Here is a 15,967-nt window from a genome sequence, read left to right on the forward strand (position 1 = left end):
ATGAGAGCAGCACATAATTCCTAGAAAAATAGCCAGTAAATGAGTTTTTTATAAATTCATTTACTGGCTTCTTTATTGTATAAACAAACTATACGTTGTGTGTATATTTTAGAAAAGGTTTCACCGTCATTTAAGACAAGCGATATACGGAAAGATAAAAAGAGATAGCAGAACAGCGAGTGGGACAGAATTCTTTTGAATTCGTCGTCCACTCCCAGCTTGCTTTGCTTGTAGAATTTCTTAGTGAAATTCTCTTTGTTGGGGCCCCGACTCCCAGCTTGCTTTGTTTGTAGAATTTCTTGATGAAATTCTCTTTGCTGGGGCCCCGACTTGCTTTGCTTGTAGAACCTGATTAACCCGGTTTCTCAGTGCAGGGGCCATTCATAGGGGACAGCTTATAAAGTAGGGCTTATTTGACTTCTCGTTTCACTTAAGTTGAGATGCTTACCGAGGCGGAGTAGTGCTTTAAGTTTAAATGCTATTTATAGCGGACATAAATGTTTCATAAACAGTGGTAGGTGTATATTGTTTTAAAGTAACATGTCCTTCATGAACCATCTGGTCGGCATCATCAATATGATTCATAGCGATGTCGATGTATTTTGCTAATGAACCAGCATCACCATAATTTGCTAAGTAACCATTAACCTGATGTGTGATGATACTTGCAGGCCCTAGTGTATCTTTAAAACTGATAACAATATTATCCTGCGCCATTGCTTCTAATACAACCATACCAAACCCTTCGTTTCTTGACGGTACGACGGTGATTTTACTTTTAGCTAATTTAGTATTAAGTTGTTGCGTTGCGTTATAAAGTGTAATTAAATCGTTTAAATGATGTTGATCAATCAGTTGTTGCAAAGACTCGCGTTCTTGGCCATCTCCATATATTTCTACTTTAAAGTTGAGTCGCTTAAGATCATCTTGAATTCGACGAATGCTTTCTATTAAAATATCAAAGCCTTTTTCAAACTCTAATCTACCCGCACTCATGATAATATTCTCTTTGTTAGTATCATTTTTAACTGGTCTGATGATATTCGGAACGGTATAAACAGGTGTGTTGATATGTTGCGCATAATTTAACTGATCTTGTTTCGTTAACGTTGTAATAAGATCTAATTTACGACACGCATCAAGTATATCTTGTTGATAGTGTTCTGGATGTGCTTGTAAATTCATATGTTCCATTCCAATCGTCATCACATCGTTAGGATGATACTTTGATATTAAAATATTAAAACTCGCTCTAGTACCTACAAGCACATCTGTATCTACTTTTTTAATCGCTTTAATCATTTTATTTTCTACGTATTTTGAAAATTGATTTAATCCAGGTTCATGATGGTTTATTTCGGTTGGTTTCAATAGGGAAGTATACTTATTAATACGATTCATAATGATTGCTTTAATGTTCTGAGGTTTTAAACGATAGTCGATTAGTGTTTTTATTTTTATATTGTTATTTATTTTAAAATAAGGTTCGTCTTGCGCACGAAAAACAGAAATAATTTCTACGTGATGCCCCTTATCGGAAAGTGTATTAGCTAATTCAGAAACAGCTTTCACAGTTCCGCCTAAAGCATAGACATTATGCATAAAAAATGTGAATGATTTCATAGTTACACCTCTAATGATTCATAATAGTGAATTATAGCATTTCTTATGTATGTCTAATAGTAATAGCAATATCATTCGAATCGTCTATCGACCCTGCTTTATCTATTAAAAGATGAAAACTTTATGTAAACACTTTTTTCATGGGGGGATTATGTATATAATTAAACTAGTTAATAAAAAGTCGATTTTACGTATAGCGTAAAGTTAATATTAAAAATTTTAATAAATAAAGAAAGCGTTTTAATTTATTAAGCCAAGGTCAATATCCTATCGACTAAAGATGTGAAAAAAAGGGGGACTGTATTGTTATGAGTTCAGTACATAGCAAAACAGATGTCATCTTAATAGGTGGCGGTATAATGAGCGCAACACTCGGAACGTTATTAAAAGAATTATCTCCAGACAAAGAAATTAAAATATTTGAAAAATTAGAACAATCTGGTGAAGAAAGTTCAAATGTTTGGAACAATGCTGGGACAGGGCACTCTGCACTGTGTGAATTAAATTACACTAAAGAAGGTAAGGAAGGTTCCGTTGACATTACGAAAGCAATTAAAATCAACGAACAATTCCAAGTCTCTAAGCAGTTTTGGGCACATTTAGTTAGAACAGGTCAATTAGAGAATCCTGCTAACTTTATTCAATCTGTGCCGCATATGAGTTTTGTTAAAGGTATCTTTAATGTGAAATTTCTTAAAAACAGAGTCGCAGCATTAAAAGAAAATATTCTATTTGAAAAAATGGATATTACTGAAGATCGTGACAAAATTAAAGAATGGGTTCCGTTAATGGTTGAAGGAAGAACATCACATGTGCCTATAGCATTATCTCGTGATGAGAGTGGTACAGATGTAAACTTCGGTGCATTAACAAAGAAACTTATTTCTAATTTAAAAGATAGAAATGTAGAAGTATCTTATAAACAAGAAGTTGAAAATATTGAGAAACTTGATAATGGAAACTGGAAAGTGACAGTTAAAGATTTAAATTCTGGTCAAAGCAAGGCATATGAATCAGAATTTGTATTTATTGGGGCTGGCGGTGCAAGTTTGCCACTTCTACAAAAAACAGGTATTAAGCAATCAAAACATATTGGTGGTTTCCCAGTAAGTGGTTTATTCTTGCGTTGCACGAATAAAGACGTGATTGAGAAACATCATGCGAAAGTATATGGTAAAGCAAGTGTCGGTGCACCACCAATGTCAGTGCCTCATTTAGATACGCGATTTGTAAATGGTGAACGTGCTTTATTATTTGGACCGTTTGCAGGATTTTCACCTAAATTCTTAAAAACAGGTTCAAATTTAGACTTAATACGTTCAGTAAAACCAAATAATGTATTAACGATGCTTTCAGCAGGTATCAAAGAAATGGATTTAACGAAGTACCTTATTTCACAACTGATGTTAAAGCATGAGGATCGTATGAATGATTTACGTGTATTTGTGCCTAATGCGAAAGATGAAGATTGGGAAGTTATTGTTGCAGGACAACGTGTACAAGTGATCAAAGATACCGAAGATAGCAAAGGGAACTTACAATTTGGTACAGAAGTCATCACATCGGATGATGGATCACTTGCTGCCTTATTAGGCGCTTCTCCAGGTGCATCTACTGCAGTAGATATTATGCTTGATTTATTACAACGTTGTTATGGTAATGAGTTTAAAAACTGGATTCCTAAGATTAAAGAAATGGTACCTTCATTCGGTCTTAAATTAACTGAACATGAAGACGTTTATCGTGCAGTAAATAAAGAAATTCAAAAATATTTAAATGTTAAATAATCGCACTAGTTTGTATAGATAACACATAATTGGCTAGCTACTCTAATTCAATTCCATGAGTAACTAGCCAATTTTTATTTCTCCCTTTTATTTAGTTGTCGATTAATTTCTGTAACGTACTTTTTGTTTGTAAAGTAAGATTTAATCCAAATCATCAAATATATAATGATGAAATAAAATGTGAATATCAAAATATTTGAAATTTTAATTGAAAACCATCCGGCTAAAATACCAATGGGCAGTAAACCAATATAGCTAAATATGAAATGTAATAGCGTAGCACGTGTGATACTCCAGTCTGTATGCGTAAAAATAAGTATCCGGTCGTTCTCACTGTGTAAGTGGTTTAAATGATGATATAAATGGCATATATTTATAAGTTTGATGTCAGTCTAATCGTAAAGGTAGTACCTCGTTGTACGTCACTAGACACGCTAATTTCGCCCTGGTGTAATTTAATAATTGATTGCGTAATGGCTAGGCCTAAGCCATTACTATTATCTTGCTCGTTCAGTTTATAAAATCGCTCAAAAATATGTGATTGAGTTTCTGATGGAATCGTATTTCCTTCATTATTGACACTAAATAAAATTGAATCATTATGCTCATGAGAAAGCCTAACTTCAACTGTACCACCAATTGAAGCGTACTTAATCGCATTTTGAATAAGATTAGAGAATGCTTGATGTAATAAACGACTATTTCCTTGGAAATAAACGTCACTTAAATCAGACAACAACATTAAATCTTTATTATCTAATTCGAATTGCTCATGACGTATAATTTCTTTAATCATCGTAGTAATGTGCATATGATCATCAAAGCGTAAATGATTGGCATTATCTAATTCTGATAGGAGAAGTAATTCCTTTGTGAGATTACTTAATCGAGTTACTTCGTCGTGAATTTCATCAATGTATGTCTGCCTTTTTTCTTGCGTCGCTGTAAATTGTAATTCTGTAAGTAAACGTTGAATATGTGTTAATGGTGTTTTGATTTCATGTGAAACATTTTGAACGAAGTGTTGTCGCATATCATCGACTTGTTTTAATGCTTGACGCATAGCGTCGAATCGATATTGTAGTGTGCCGATTTCGTCATGACGACTTTGATAAATGGGTGTATCGAAATCCCCGTGTATTAAACGCTCTGTAGCTTGCTTTAGCGTTTTTATAGGTTTAATGATTGAATAAGTTGATGCGATAACTAGGGTGATTGAAATACTTAATAAACAAATTAATAATACTGAAAGGAAAGTACGAAACTCACTAAAGGTTTCGCCTATATCTGGACGCATAAACACGGCAAGCGGTTGATGATTTTGGGTAAAGCGGACGCCTACAGTATTATCTGTTTCATTATCAAAAAATCCAGTTACAAATAATTCGAATGGCTTATTTTTGATACCGTGATAGTCCTCGCCTTGTAGAACTTGGTTGATCGCGGCGTTTGAAATCGTGTCTTGGCGAAATGGTTCACCATAAAATGTTTTATGATGTGCACGATCTACAATCATAATTTGATAGTTCATATCGCCTAGGTGTTTGAAATAGGCTTGACTTTCAGACTGATTTGAAGAGGCATGAAATTGTCGTGCTTCTTTTAAAGTACGCATTATCTTAGTATCATTATGTGCTTTTAAATTGAAATGGTAATATATATTAGCGAATAGAAAGCTTACTAAAGCACTAAATAGAATAACGGTAATTGTATAGATTGCAATACGTGTATAAAGAGATTTAAACATGGGTAATCACCTTGTATCCTTGTCCACGAACCGTTTGTATTTCAATCGTGGCATTTAATTGATTTAGACGATGACGTAGTCGTTTGATATGTACGTCTATCGTTCTTTCATCTCCCTCATAATCGAACCCCCAAATGCGCTCTATTAATGTGTTGCGCGTAAAAATATGTTTTGGCTGACCACATAATAAAAATAATAATTGAAACTCTTTAGTAGGTAAATTTACATTTTTGGATCCAACAATGACTTCCATATATTCTTGAATTAAAGTTACATTGCCTAATTTTATAATATCTTGAGAATTAATTTGATAACGTCTTAGTACAGCTTTAATTCTAAATAGTAATTCTTTCACTTCAAATGGTTTCGTAACGTAATCATCTGTTCCACTCACAAATGCACGTTCTTTATCGCTTAGCGCATCTCGTGCTGTTAGCATAATAACAGGTATGTCATAGTCATTTTTTAGCACTTGGCACAGTTCAAATCCATCCATACCAGTCATCATAATATCGACTACAGCAATATCAACTTGGTTATTTGTAAGGTATTGTAATGCGTTTTCTCCACTGGCATGTGTAACGGTTTGAATTTGAGCCGCTTCGAGATGCTGAGAAACGTAATGTAATATTTTGTAGTCATCATCCACAATTAAACACTTCACCATCATTATTACTCCTTTAATATATTTAACATGATTATATGAATAACTATATCAAAAAACAAATTCCATTAAAGTTCATATTCAGTTCATATTGTGTCATTAAACTGTGTATTGAAATAGCAGTGGGAGGTAGTAAGTATGAATTTAGCATGGAAAGAAATAAAATTTTATAAATTTCGTTACACATTAATCATGTTAATCATCTTTTTATTAGGAAGTATGGTTCTATTTATTAGCGGATTAGCACAAGGATTAGCACGAGAAAATATATCATATTTAAACAATATGCCGGCAGAACATTATATTGTTGAAGATAATAAAGAGCCTAAGTTAGAAAGTTCACAGATGAATCAGTCTCAGAAAGATAAAATAGAAGATATCATTCATCAAGATGCCACGCAAATAGGCACACAAACACTTAAAATCAATCAAGACGAGCAAGATGTTATTACATTTAGCACACCAAAACATCTTAAGCCAAAACTTATAACTGGTAGCTATCCAACTCAACAAGATGAAATCGCTATAAGTGAAAAATTAACTGGAAATGATTTGAAAGTTGGAGATTACGTTTCATTTAAAGGGCATGACACGCGCTATAAAATAAGCGGGATAATGAATGAAACCATGTATTCCCATAGTTCAATGATATTAATGAATAAAGAAGCGTTTGAATCAATGAATAAGCAAATATCAACATTCTACCCTGTTGAAAATATAAATAAAGATGACAAAGCGTCACTTAATCAAATAGACGGTATAAAAGTAGTGAACGAAAAGACGTTAACAGATAACATTGCTAGTTACCAGGCAGAGCAAATGCCACTTAATTTAATGATTATTAGCTTATTTGTTATTACAGCTATCGTATTAAGTGCATTCTTTTATGTGATGACGATTCAAAAGATCCCTCAAATAGGTATTCTAAAAGCTATTGGTATTAAGACCAAACATTTATTAACTGCACTTTTACTACAAATTGTTTTAACAACAATGGTTGGCGTTATTTTAGCATTTATTGTCATACTTATTTTGAATACGGTTATGCCAGTGACAATGCCATTTTATTTAAATTATAGTCAGGTATTATTAATGATTGCCGTATTTCTAATCGTAGGATTAATAGGTGCATTACTATCCTTTATAAAAGTACTAAGAGTAGATCCGATAGAGGCAATTGGAGGTATGGAATAATGACATTACAACTTAATCAAATTACTAAAACATTTGGTAGTGGAGATGCTCGAACTGAAGTGTTAAAAGGGATTAATTTTGAGGTCAATCAAGGCGAGTTTATTATTCTTAGTGGCGCATCTGGTTCAGGTAAATCAACACTTCTAAATATTTTAGGGGGATTATTAAGTCCTTCAAGTGGAGATATTTTATATAATGATAAGCAATTATTCTCTAATGATGTAGATAAAACCAGTCTAAGATTAAATGATATCGGATTTATTTTTCAATCATCGCATCTCGTACCTTATTTAACTGTGGAGGAACAATTAACGATTGTAGCTAAAGAAGCGGGAAGTAAACGTAAAGAGGCTAAAGAGAAAGCGCAGAGACTACTCAATGAAATAGGCTTGAGTCATCGTCTAGCTGTTTATCCACATTTGTTATCTGGAGGAGAAAAACAACGTGTGGCGATTATGAGGGCCTTTATGAATGAACCTAAAATTATATTAGCGGATGAACCGACAGCAAGTTTAGATGCGGATAGAGCGACATCTGTTGTTCAAATGATTAAATCTCAAGTTCAAACCAAAGATATGATTGGTATTATGATTACGCATGATAAAAGATTATTTGAATATGCAGATAGAGTGGTTAAAATAGAAGATGGTAAAATAGAGTTATAAAAAGTACAAATATTGAAGTAGTTAATCATTGTATAAAGTAAATCGTATAATAATAGTTAGACAAGAAGCGAGCACGACTAACATATGTCATTAAACGATGATACAAGCATAATCAATTGGGAGTTGGATGATGAATTCGTATAGAATTCTATCCAACTCCCATCTTTATGTTTTAAAATAAGATATAAATTGATGCAAAAAATAAAATTGCAAAGTAAATGGTTAAGAGTAGTTTATATTGATACATAAGTGCTAAGAAATCTCTAATCAACGCAACATTAAAGAAATGATAGGGTGTATGACTTCCAATACCATCGACTTTCATTTGATTTATTTGTGCAAATCTCATGCCGCGTAAAATATGAAATTGGCTTGTGACACAAAGTATACTAGGAGGATGTTTATATAGATTGCCTATGATTCTTTTAGAATAATAAAAGTTTTCAAAGGTATTGGTTGATTGTTCCTCTACGATAATATTAGACTCAGGAACCTCGTGATCAATTAAATAATGTTTCATCGCCAATGCTTCAGATATTGGTTCATCAGGTCCTTGGCCACCGCTCACAAGCACGTTGCATGTCCCTTTTTGTTGATGATAAACGCTTAGTGCACGATTTAATCTATCAGCTAACATCGGTGTAACGTTCTTTGTGAATATACCAGCACCCAATACCATAATTAACGCGTATTGATTTTGCGTGGTTATACGACCTAAAGCCGAAGACCAAGCCATATAGAGTAAGAATGCATAACATGTGCTTATAGCAACCATCGTAAGCCATAGGAAGATGCCATTGATGATAGGAATGGGCATCGTGCTAAGGTATGCAAGAATCGCCGTGAATAGTACACCTAATATGAGATGTTTTATCATTTTATTTAAAAATGTTTTTCCTTTTTTAAGTGTAAAAAGATGATAATGTTTCAGTAGTAAACCAAGCGTAGTAATAATCATAAGTAGTATGAGTGTAGTAGGTATTGTCATTGTTAATACATTTATGACGGTAATCATCATGCACAATATGACAGTTATTATAAATGTTGTTAAATTTAAAAGTTGTTTTACATTGAATAATACACCTACTACAATACATAACACAATGAGAGCTAAAATAATTGCGAACATAGGAAGTACCTCGAATTTCTTTATATATATATAAATGTAATCGAACCACTTACCATTTAGCAACTATTAACCACGGAATGAGGTTTTCAAGAGAATTGTTTATTGATATGATTTAACAGAGTATGTATAAACGTAATGGATGACTAATTAACAAGGAGTAAAGCAATGAGCAGAATTTCTAGAAACCACATCGAATTTATGAAACAATTCATCGATGATACCAATACTTTAACCGCCAAGCTATTAAAAGATCAACAAAGTAAGTATGGCATTTCAATGGAACAATCCAATGTACTCAGATTACTAAGCCATCATCATGCATTATCAATTACAGAAATAACTGAGAAGCAAGGTGTTAATAAAGCAGCGGTGAGTAGACGTATCAAGAAACTCATTGACAGTGGCTTCGTAGCATTACAAAAATCTAATAACAATATCGATCAACGCCTGAAATATGTTGTTTTAACAGACAAAGGTCGTCAATATACTGAAGAAAATAATGAGATTGTTAGTGACATTGTCAGTGATATGGTGGCAGACTTATCAAGTAAAGATATTGAGAAAGCGTTAAGTGTATTATATATAATAGATGAAAGAGTAAAAAAATTTAATTCAAAAGTTTAAATTAGTATGAAGCTTTAGACCGATTATTATATAATAGATATCATATTCTTAACTTGAACGTACAATATCAATCGTTAAATTTAATATAGTAGTGGGGAAGTTGGTGACTAAATGAGTACATGTCCGAAATGTGGACAGAAAATTGACAATAATAATCTGAACAAGTGTCCTAATTGTGGGAAGAAATATAAAAAATCAGACAGCAAAGACAAGCAAATCCATACCCCTCAAACCAACACATCAAATATTAAGATTAAAAAATTTATTCCTTGGGCAATCGTTGCATTTATTGTTATATTGCTCATCATTGTATTTTTATTGGTAAGGAATTATAACACGCCTGACGCGCAAACTAAAATTTTAGTTAATGCTATTGATAATAATGATTCACAAAAGGTCGCAACGTTATTAAGTTCTAAAAATTCTCATATCGATTCGGATGAAGCGAGCGTCTATATTGACTACATTAGAAGTGAAGTCGGTATGAAAAAATTTGCACATGATATTAGATCAACTGTTGAAACATTAAATAAAAGTGATTCCAAAGAGGCAATTAATTTAAAAACACGTGCGGGTAATAATTACTTACGTGTGAGTAAAAACGGAACTCGATTACTCATATTTGATAATATGAGTTACACCGCACCAACAAAACAAGCAATTGTTAAACCTAAGCTTGATACGAAATATGAGTTCAAAGATGGCGGTAAAAAGAAAACGGTTATTGCTGATGCCAATAAAACAACGTCACTTGGTAGATATATTCCAGGCATATATTCTATTGATGCTAAAAAGGAAACAGAGTATGGCACATTTAGCGGTCAGCTTAAATTTGATTTTAGATATGGTAAAGGAAACACAGTTGAAGTAAATGAAAATTTCAATGAAGCACTATTAACCGTAAAATTAAAAGGAAAAAGTGACTTAGACAAAAACTCACTAAAAGTTGAAATTAATGATAAACAAATGAAATACAGTCGATCTAGAGAGTATGGACCGTATCCTCAAACGAAAGATGTGACCGTATCTGCCTTAGGAAAGGCTAAAGGAAAAACATTCCGTACAGAGACTAAAACAATTAAAGCAAGAGACTTAGGTAATATTAATAGTGCAGTATTAGAGTTTGATGATGAAGAGATTAGTGATTATATTGAAGAAAAAGAAGCTGAAGAAAATAGCTTAAAAACAAAATTGAGTCATTTTTTTAACAATTATTCTTTAACACTAAATAGCGCTATTTCTCAAGGTAACTTTAATTTAGTAAGCACATTTTTAAAAGATAAATCCAGCATCTATAAAATGATAGAAAATAATTTAAATCATTCAGCTGCTTTCATAAATCCACAAATTATTAGTGCCAGTCAACAAGGTAACACGATTAACACTAAAGTGCAGCATCTGAATAGTAATGGTCAATATGAAATTACGGATTATGAATTAACTGAGGATCATCATACCGGGAATCTTCAACTCGTTGATTCAAAATAAATTGAACAATACCAAGTGTTTAGGATAAGAAATAGTTTAATATGATTGCTTATAACAATAAAGCCTCGCTTATCAATCATGTAATGATGCTATTTTGTAAATTCGTAGTCACTGACGAAACTGAGAAAATGCTTCAATCAAGCTTTTCTCAGTTTTAATCATACTTGCATGCGGGGATTACTAAAAAGCATGTCATTAAGAAATACTATAAGCAACGTAAGCTGGGGTGGGGCAACGAATTGAATAAATCATTCCGTCCTACGCCCGCTCGTTCTTTTTTTAATACATAGAAAATATGAAACCTACAAAGGTGGGATACGTTAATGGATATAGAGCAAAACCAAAGAAAACATTCACCCTTATTTATTATTATATTAGGTGCTTTAACGGCCATAGGTGCCTTATCGATAGATATGTTTTTACCAGGACTACCTGAATTAAAGAATGATTTTAATACGACGACAGCTAATGCACAACTTACACTATCTTTATTTATGATAGGTTTAGGATTAGGTAACTTATTTGTAGGTCCTATATCTGATAGTATGGGACGTAAAAAACCATTAGTAATTTCTATGGTTGTATTCGCTTTAGCAAGTTTAGGTATAGTATTCGTTGAGAATATTTGGGTTATGATATTTCTAAGATTTGTTCAAGGATTTACAGGTGGTGCTGGCGCGGTTATATCAAGAGCCGTTGCGAGTGACATGTATCGTGGGAACGAACTGACGAAGTTTTTAGCGTTACTCATGCTTGTTAATGGTGTCGCACCTGTAGTAGCACCGGCTTTAGGAGGATTAATCTTAAGTTTTGCTGTTTGGCGAATGGTATTTGCCATTTTAACGATATTTGGTGTGTTAATGGTACTAGGCTCAGTATTTAAAGTTCCTGAATCTTTATCAGTAGCCCAGCGTGATAGTAGTGGAGTTAAAGTCATTTTTAGTAATTTTAAAAGTTTACTTACAACACCTCGATTTGTGTTACCAATGTTAATACAAGGTGTTACATTTATTATGTTATTTAGTTATATATCAGCGTCGCCATTTTTAGTTCAAAAAATATATGGTGTTTCACCATTACATTTCAGTTGGATGTTTGCTGGCATAGGTATTACACTCATCATTGCAAGTCAAATTGCAGGTAAACTGGTAGACTATTTTCATCCACAAGCATTGTTACGTGCATTTACAGCTGTTCAAATTCTAGGCGTCGTTATCGTGTCACTAACATTGTTGAATCACTGGCATTTTGCATTATTAGTTATAGGGTTTATTGTATTAGTTGCCCCAGTAACCGGTGTAGCAACTTTAGGATTTTCAATTGCAATGGAAGAGCGTACGACTGGAAGCGGAAGTGCATCAAGTTTATTAGGATTATTGCAATCGTTATTAGGCGGACTTGTCACACCGCTTGTTAATTTAAAAGGTGAATATAATAGCATGCCGTACATTATTATAATTAGTCTCACAGCCATGTTACTTATTATTTTACAATTATTAAATGTTAAAGTGTTCAAACATGATAAAGCATAAACAAAGTAGCCAATAAATGAAAGGTTCATTTATTGGCTACTTTGTTTGATATTGACTTTTAAACTTCCATACGACTATCTTTGACTTTTAACGTGTTAGCGAGTAACGCACTTGCGACCTCATCAGGACTTTCTTGACACCCTAATCGTAACCAATTTAATATTACACCGATTTGCCCACTCATTGTGTACGTAATAAAGAAGGGTACATTTTGAATGGTTGTATGATTTTCTCCTAAAATGTTTGTGTAATATTGTTTCGTAATCTCAATATATTCCATTACTAATGCTTTGTTTGGATGAGAAATAAAAATGGCATGGTAAAATGCTTTCTTTCTATAAATATATTTTAAAATAATATGAAAGAATTTATAAACTTTCTCAGGATTCTTTTTAATGTTATCGAAGTTAAAAGAAAATGCGTTTAGTAGATGTTCATATTTATTTAAATGATAATTTTGAATTTTAGATAGCAAATCATATTTATCTTGAAAGTGATCATAGAAAGTTGAGCGATTGACATTACTATTTGCACAAATCATCTTGATGGATATATCTTCAATGGGATGAATTTCTAATAAATCGATTAAGCTTTTGATTATTTTATATTTAGCATTTTGTTTCATCGTGTCACCTAATTTATCTATAACTTCACATAGCCGACAATTTAACGATAATTGTTGGTGTTATTTTTATGTATATGTCTTTATAATATTAAAAGTGATTTTGAAAAGCAAATAGGAGGAAATGTTCAATGAAAAAAATGGTGTTAATTAATATCATCACTATCGTTGTTCTAGTTGTAGTTGGTATCGTAGGTTTCTACTTATATCATAATGCTACAAGTTATGTAACAACTGATAATGCCAAAGTTGATGGAGATCAAATTCAAATCTCTAGTCCAACTTCAGGTCAAATTAAATCTCTTGATGCAAAACAAGGGGACAAACTTAAAAAAGGTGACAAAGTAGCAGAAGTGAGTGGTCAAAGCCAAAGCGGTGAGTCACAAACTATGGATATCAAAATGCCACAAAACGGTACAATCGTTAAAACAAGTGGTATGGAAGGTTCAGTTGCACAAGCAGGTTCACCAATTGCTTATGCTTACAATTTAGATGATTTATATATTACGGCAAATATTGACGAAAAAGATGTTAGCAGTGTAGAAAAAGGCGACAAAGTTGATGTAACTATTGACGGTCAAGATTCTGATATTGACGGTAAAGTTGAAGAAGTAGGCCAAGCGACTGCAGCTAGCTTCTCATTAATGCCATCATCTAACACTGACGGTAACTACACTAAAGTATCACAAGTAGTACCAGTTAAAATTTCTTTAGATTCTGCACCATCTAAAAATGTTGTTCCTGGAATGAACGCTGAAGTTAAAATTCATAAAAACTAAGGGGGTCATAGAATGACAACGACCTTCATTGTTGGATATATTGTTTTAGCGGTCATTTTAGTTGGTTTAGTTAACGTTCTTGTGTTGAAATCACGCAAGAAACGTAAGAACCAAACTAAGGGACAACACGTAAATGAAGAATCTAAAAGTCAAATTAATCCATCTAAATTTAAAATCAGTGACTTAGACCGAGATCAAGCGTCAGAACGTACGCAAGATGCTCACCATGATGATCATCAATTTCGTCACTTAAACACAGAAAATCGACACATTGAAAATGATAAACGCAAAGATCATTTCGAGAATGAACAAGATCAACAAGATCATGCCTCAGAGCAAATACATCCTGAGCAAAAGCAAGCATCACATTCCTTACATTATTCTGATGATGCTACTGAGGATGATAAACAAGATGATGATGTAAATAATCAACATCTACCAAAAGATTCAATTTATGAACCAATTAATCCCGCTTCTCAAGAAGGACGCGTTAACGAACGCATCAAAAAACAAAAAGAAGATTTTGTGTTTGGAAAAGGGATTACAAGAAATAAAATTTTAGCTGCAATGTTGTTTGGTATGTTTATTGCCATCTTAAACCAAACATTGCTTAACGTTGCATTGCCTAAAATCAACACAGAATTCAATATTTCGGCATCAACTGGACAATGGTTGATGACAGGTTTCATGTTAGTTAATGGTATTTTAATCCCGATTAGTGCATTCTTATTTAATAAATATTCGTATCGTAAGTTATTTATTATTGCACTTTTATTATTCACGATTGGGTCTTTAGTCTGTGCACTTTCGAATAACTTCCCAATGATGATGGGTGGACGTGTACTTCAAGCCATTGGTGCTGGTGTATTAATGCCATTAGGTTCTAACGTCATCGTTACAATCTTCCCACCAGAAAAACGTGGGGTTGCAATGGGAACAATGGGTATAGCAATGATATTGGCACCAGCAATTGGACCTACGTTATCAGGTTATATCGTACAAAACTATCATTGGAATGTTATGTTCTATGGTATGTTCTTCCTAGGTATTGCAGCAATGATTTTTGGTTACTTCTGGTTCAGACTGTACCAAAAAACAACAAATCCAAGAGCCGATTATCAAGGTATTGTTTATAGTACGATTGGATTTGGTGCATTATTATATGGTTTCAGTGAAGCCGGAAATAAAGGCTGGGGTTCAACTGAAATTGTAATTATGTTTATTATTGGTGTAATATTTATTGTTGCATTCGTTATTCGTGAATTAACAATGAGAGCACCAATGTTAAACCTTGAAGTGTTGAAATCATCAACATTTACACTTACAACTATTATTAATATGGTTGTAATGATGAGTTTATTCGGTGGTATGATTTTATTACCAATTTACTTGCAAAACTTACGTGGCTTCTCAGCACTAGATTCAGGATTATTATTACTTCCTGGTTCGTTAGTAATGGGTATCTTAGGCCCAATTACTGGTAAGCTACTTGATACAATCGGTTTAAAACCATTAGCATTATTCGGTATAGCAGTAATGACTTATGGAACATGGGAACTTACTAAATTAAATATGGATACACCATATCTTCATATTATGAGTATTTATGTTATTCGATCATTTGGTATGGCATTCGTTATGATGCCACTTATGACAGCAGCGATTAACGCACTGCCACCAAGACTAATCTCTCACGGTAACGCATTCCTTAATACAATGAGACAATTAGCAGGTTCAATTGGTACGGCGATTCTTGTTACTGTTATGACAACGCAAACAACAAATCATGTTGGTGCGTTTGCAGATGAATTAGATAAAACAAACCCTGTGATTCAAGATCATGTACGTCAAATGGCGGCACAATATGGCGGTCAATCTGAAGCATTACAAGCTATCTTGAAATATGTTAATCAGCTTGCATATATCGAAGGCATTAACGATGCATTCTGGATTGCGACTGGATTAGCTTTCTTAGCATTTGTTTTAAGTTTATTCTTAAAAGGCAAAAAAGGCGCTGATGCAGAACATGAAAGAATGATGCATGCGGAAAGTAATAAATTTAAATAAAATGATGTTGGGGGACATTATTTTTAAAGTATCGGTACACTTTGAT

At 33.1% G+C, this 15,967-nt stretch carries 14 protein-coding genes; 8 read left to right on the plus strand and 6 right to left on the minus strand.

Annotation, left to right across the window (positions count from 1 at the left end):
• Positions 1-471: 471 nt before the first annotated feature.
• Positions 472-1,623: a glycosyltransferase family 4 protein gene (locus tag KA909_RS08325; RefSeq protein ID WP_193839024.1), complete on the minus strand. Its 1,152-nt coding sequence runs from the start codon at positions 1,621-1,623 to the stop codon at positions 472-474.
• 308 nt (positions 1,624-1,931) lie between these two features.
• Here KA909_RS08325 and mqo point away from each other — a divergent pair, with 308 nt between their 5' ends.
• A complete protein-coding gene (gene mqo, locus KA909_RS08330; RefSeq protein ID WP_070854589.1) occupies positions 1,932-3,410 on the plus strand; it encodes a malate dehydrogenase (quinone) in 1,479 nt (492 codons plus the stop codon).
• Between the two features lie 74 nt (positions 3,411-3,484).
• On the opposite strand, the gene KA909_RS13510 is transcribed toward mqo, so the two are convergent.
• Genes KA909_RS13510 through KA909_RS08345 form a run of 3 tightly spaced genes read right to left on the minus strand, consistent with a single transcriptional unit; the run spans position 3,485 to position 5,824 of the window.
• On the minus strand, positions 3,485-3,796 hold the full coding sequence (locus KA909_RS13510) for a DUF3021 domain-containing protein (RefSeq protein ID WP_075108076.1): 312 nt from the start codon (positions 3,794-3,796) through the stop codon (positions 3,485-3,487).
• The gene (locus tag KA909_RS08340) at positions 3,784-5,157 is read right to left on the minus strand and encodes a sensor histidine kinase (RefSeq protein WP_193839025.1); all 1,374 of its coding nucleotides are present in this window, start codon (positions 5,155-5,157) and stop codon (positions 3,784-3,786) included. Before KA909_RS08340 ends, KA909_RS13510 begins: the two co-directional genes overlap by 13 nt.
• A complete protein-coding gene (locus KA909_RS08345; protein WP_053028646.1) occupies positions 5,150-5,824 on the minus strand; it encodes a response regulator transcription factor in 675 nt (224 codons plus the stop codon). The genes KA909_RS08340 and KA909_RS08345 overlap by 8 nt, the downstream gene beginning before the upstream one ends.
• A gap of 135 nt (positions 5,825-5,959) precedes the next feature.
• On the opposite strand from KA909_RS08345, the gene KA909_RS08350 reads away from it, so the two are divergent.
• Positions 5,960-7,015: an ABC transporter permease gene (locus KA909_RS08350; RefSeq protein WP_075108073.1), complete on the plus strand. Its 1,056-nt coding sequence runs from the start codon at positions 5,960-5,962 to the stop codon at positions 7,013-7,015.
• A complete protein-coding gene (locus KA909_RS08355) occupies positions 7,015-7,680 on the plus strand; it encodes an ABC transporter ATP-binding protein (protein ID WP_075108072.1) in 666 nt (221 codons plus the stop codon). The genes KA909_RS08350 and KA909_RS08355 overlap by 1 nt, the downstream gene beginning before the upstream one ends.
• A gap of 172 nt (positions 7,681-7,852) precedes the next feature.
• Here the strand turns inward: KA909_RS08355 and KA909_RS08360 are convergent, their stop codons facing one another.
• On the minus strand, positions 7,853-8,809 hold the full coding sequence (locus KA909_RS08360) for a YdcF family protein (RefSeq protein WP_193839026.1): 957 nt from the start codon (positions 8,807-8,809) through the stop codon (positions 7,853-7,855).
• Positions 8,810-8,974: 165 nt separating this feature from the next.
• On the opposite strand from KA909_RS08360, the gene KA909_RS08365 reads away from it, so the two are divergent.
• The 3 genes from KA909_RS08365 to KA909_RS08375 all read left to right on the plus strand — a co-directional run bounded on the left by KA909_RS08365 (position 8,975) and on the right by KA909_RS08375 (position 12,453).
• Positions 8,975-9,433 carry a MarR family transcriptional regulator TcaR gene (locus KA909_RS08365; RefSeq protein ID WP_107629005.1) on the plus strand — a complete coding sequence of 153 codons (459 nt, stop codon included), beginning with the start codon at positions 8,975-8,977 and terminating at the stop codon, positions 9,431-9,433.
• Positions 9,434-9,544: 111 nt separating this feature from the next.
• On the plus strand, positions 9,545-10,921 hold the full coding sequence (locus tag KA909_RS08370) for a membrane-associated protein TcaA (protein ID WP_075108070.1): 1,377 nt from the start codon (positions 9,545-9,547) through the stop codon (positions 10,919-10,921).
• Positions 10,922-11,244: 323 nt separating this feature from the next.
• On the plus strand, positions 11,245-12,453 hold the full coding sequence (locus KA909_RS08375) for a putative multidrug effflux MFS transporter TcaB (RefSeq protein ID WP_193839027.1): 1,209 nt from the start codon (positions 11,245-11,247) through the stop codon (positions 12,451-12,453).
• A gap of 58 nt (positions 12,454-12,511) precedes the next feature.
• Here the strand turns inward: KA909_RS08375 and KA909_RS08380 are convergent, their stop codons facing one another.
• Entirely contained in the window at positions 12,512-13,078 is a 567-nt protein-coding gene (locus tag KA909_RS08380) for a TetR/AcrR family transcriptional regulator (RefSeq protein ID WP_210130099.1), read from the minus strand.
• A gap of 128 nt (positions 13,079-13,206) precedes the next feature.
• On the opposite strand from KA909_RS08380, the gene KA909_RS08385 reads away from it, so the two are divergent.
• Together KA909_RS08385 and KA909_RS08390 are read left to right on the plus strand one after the other, a co-directional pair.
• Complete coding sequence (locus tag KA909_RS08385; RefSeq protein ID WP_053028639.1) at positions 13,207-13,854, plus strand: HlyD family secretion protein; 648 nt, start codon at positions 13,207-13,209, stop codon at positions 13,852-13,854.
• 12 nt (positions 13,855-13,866) lie between these two features.
• A complete protein-coding gene (locus KA909_RS08390; RefSeq protein ID WP_193839028.1) occupies positions 13,867-15,921 on the plus strand; it encodes a DHA2 family efflux MFS transporter permease subunit in 2,055 nt (684 codons plus the stop codon).
• Positions 15,922-15,967: the final 46 nt, after the last annotated feature.

The sequence above is a fragment of the Staphylococcus sp. GDX8P54P genome (genome assembly GCF_017893165.1).
Classification (GTDB): Bacteria; Bacillota; Bacilli; order Staphylococcales; family Staphylococcaceae; genus Staphylococcus; species Staphylococcus borealis.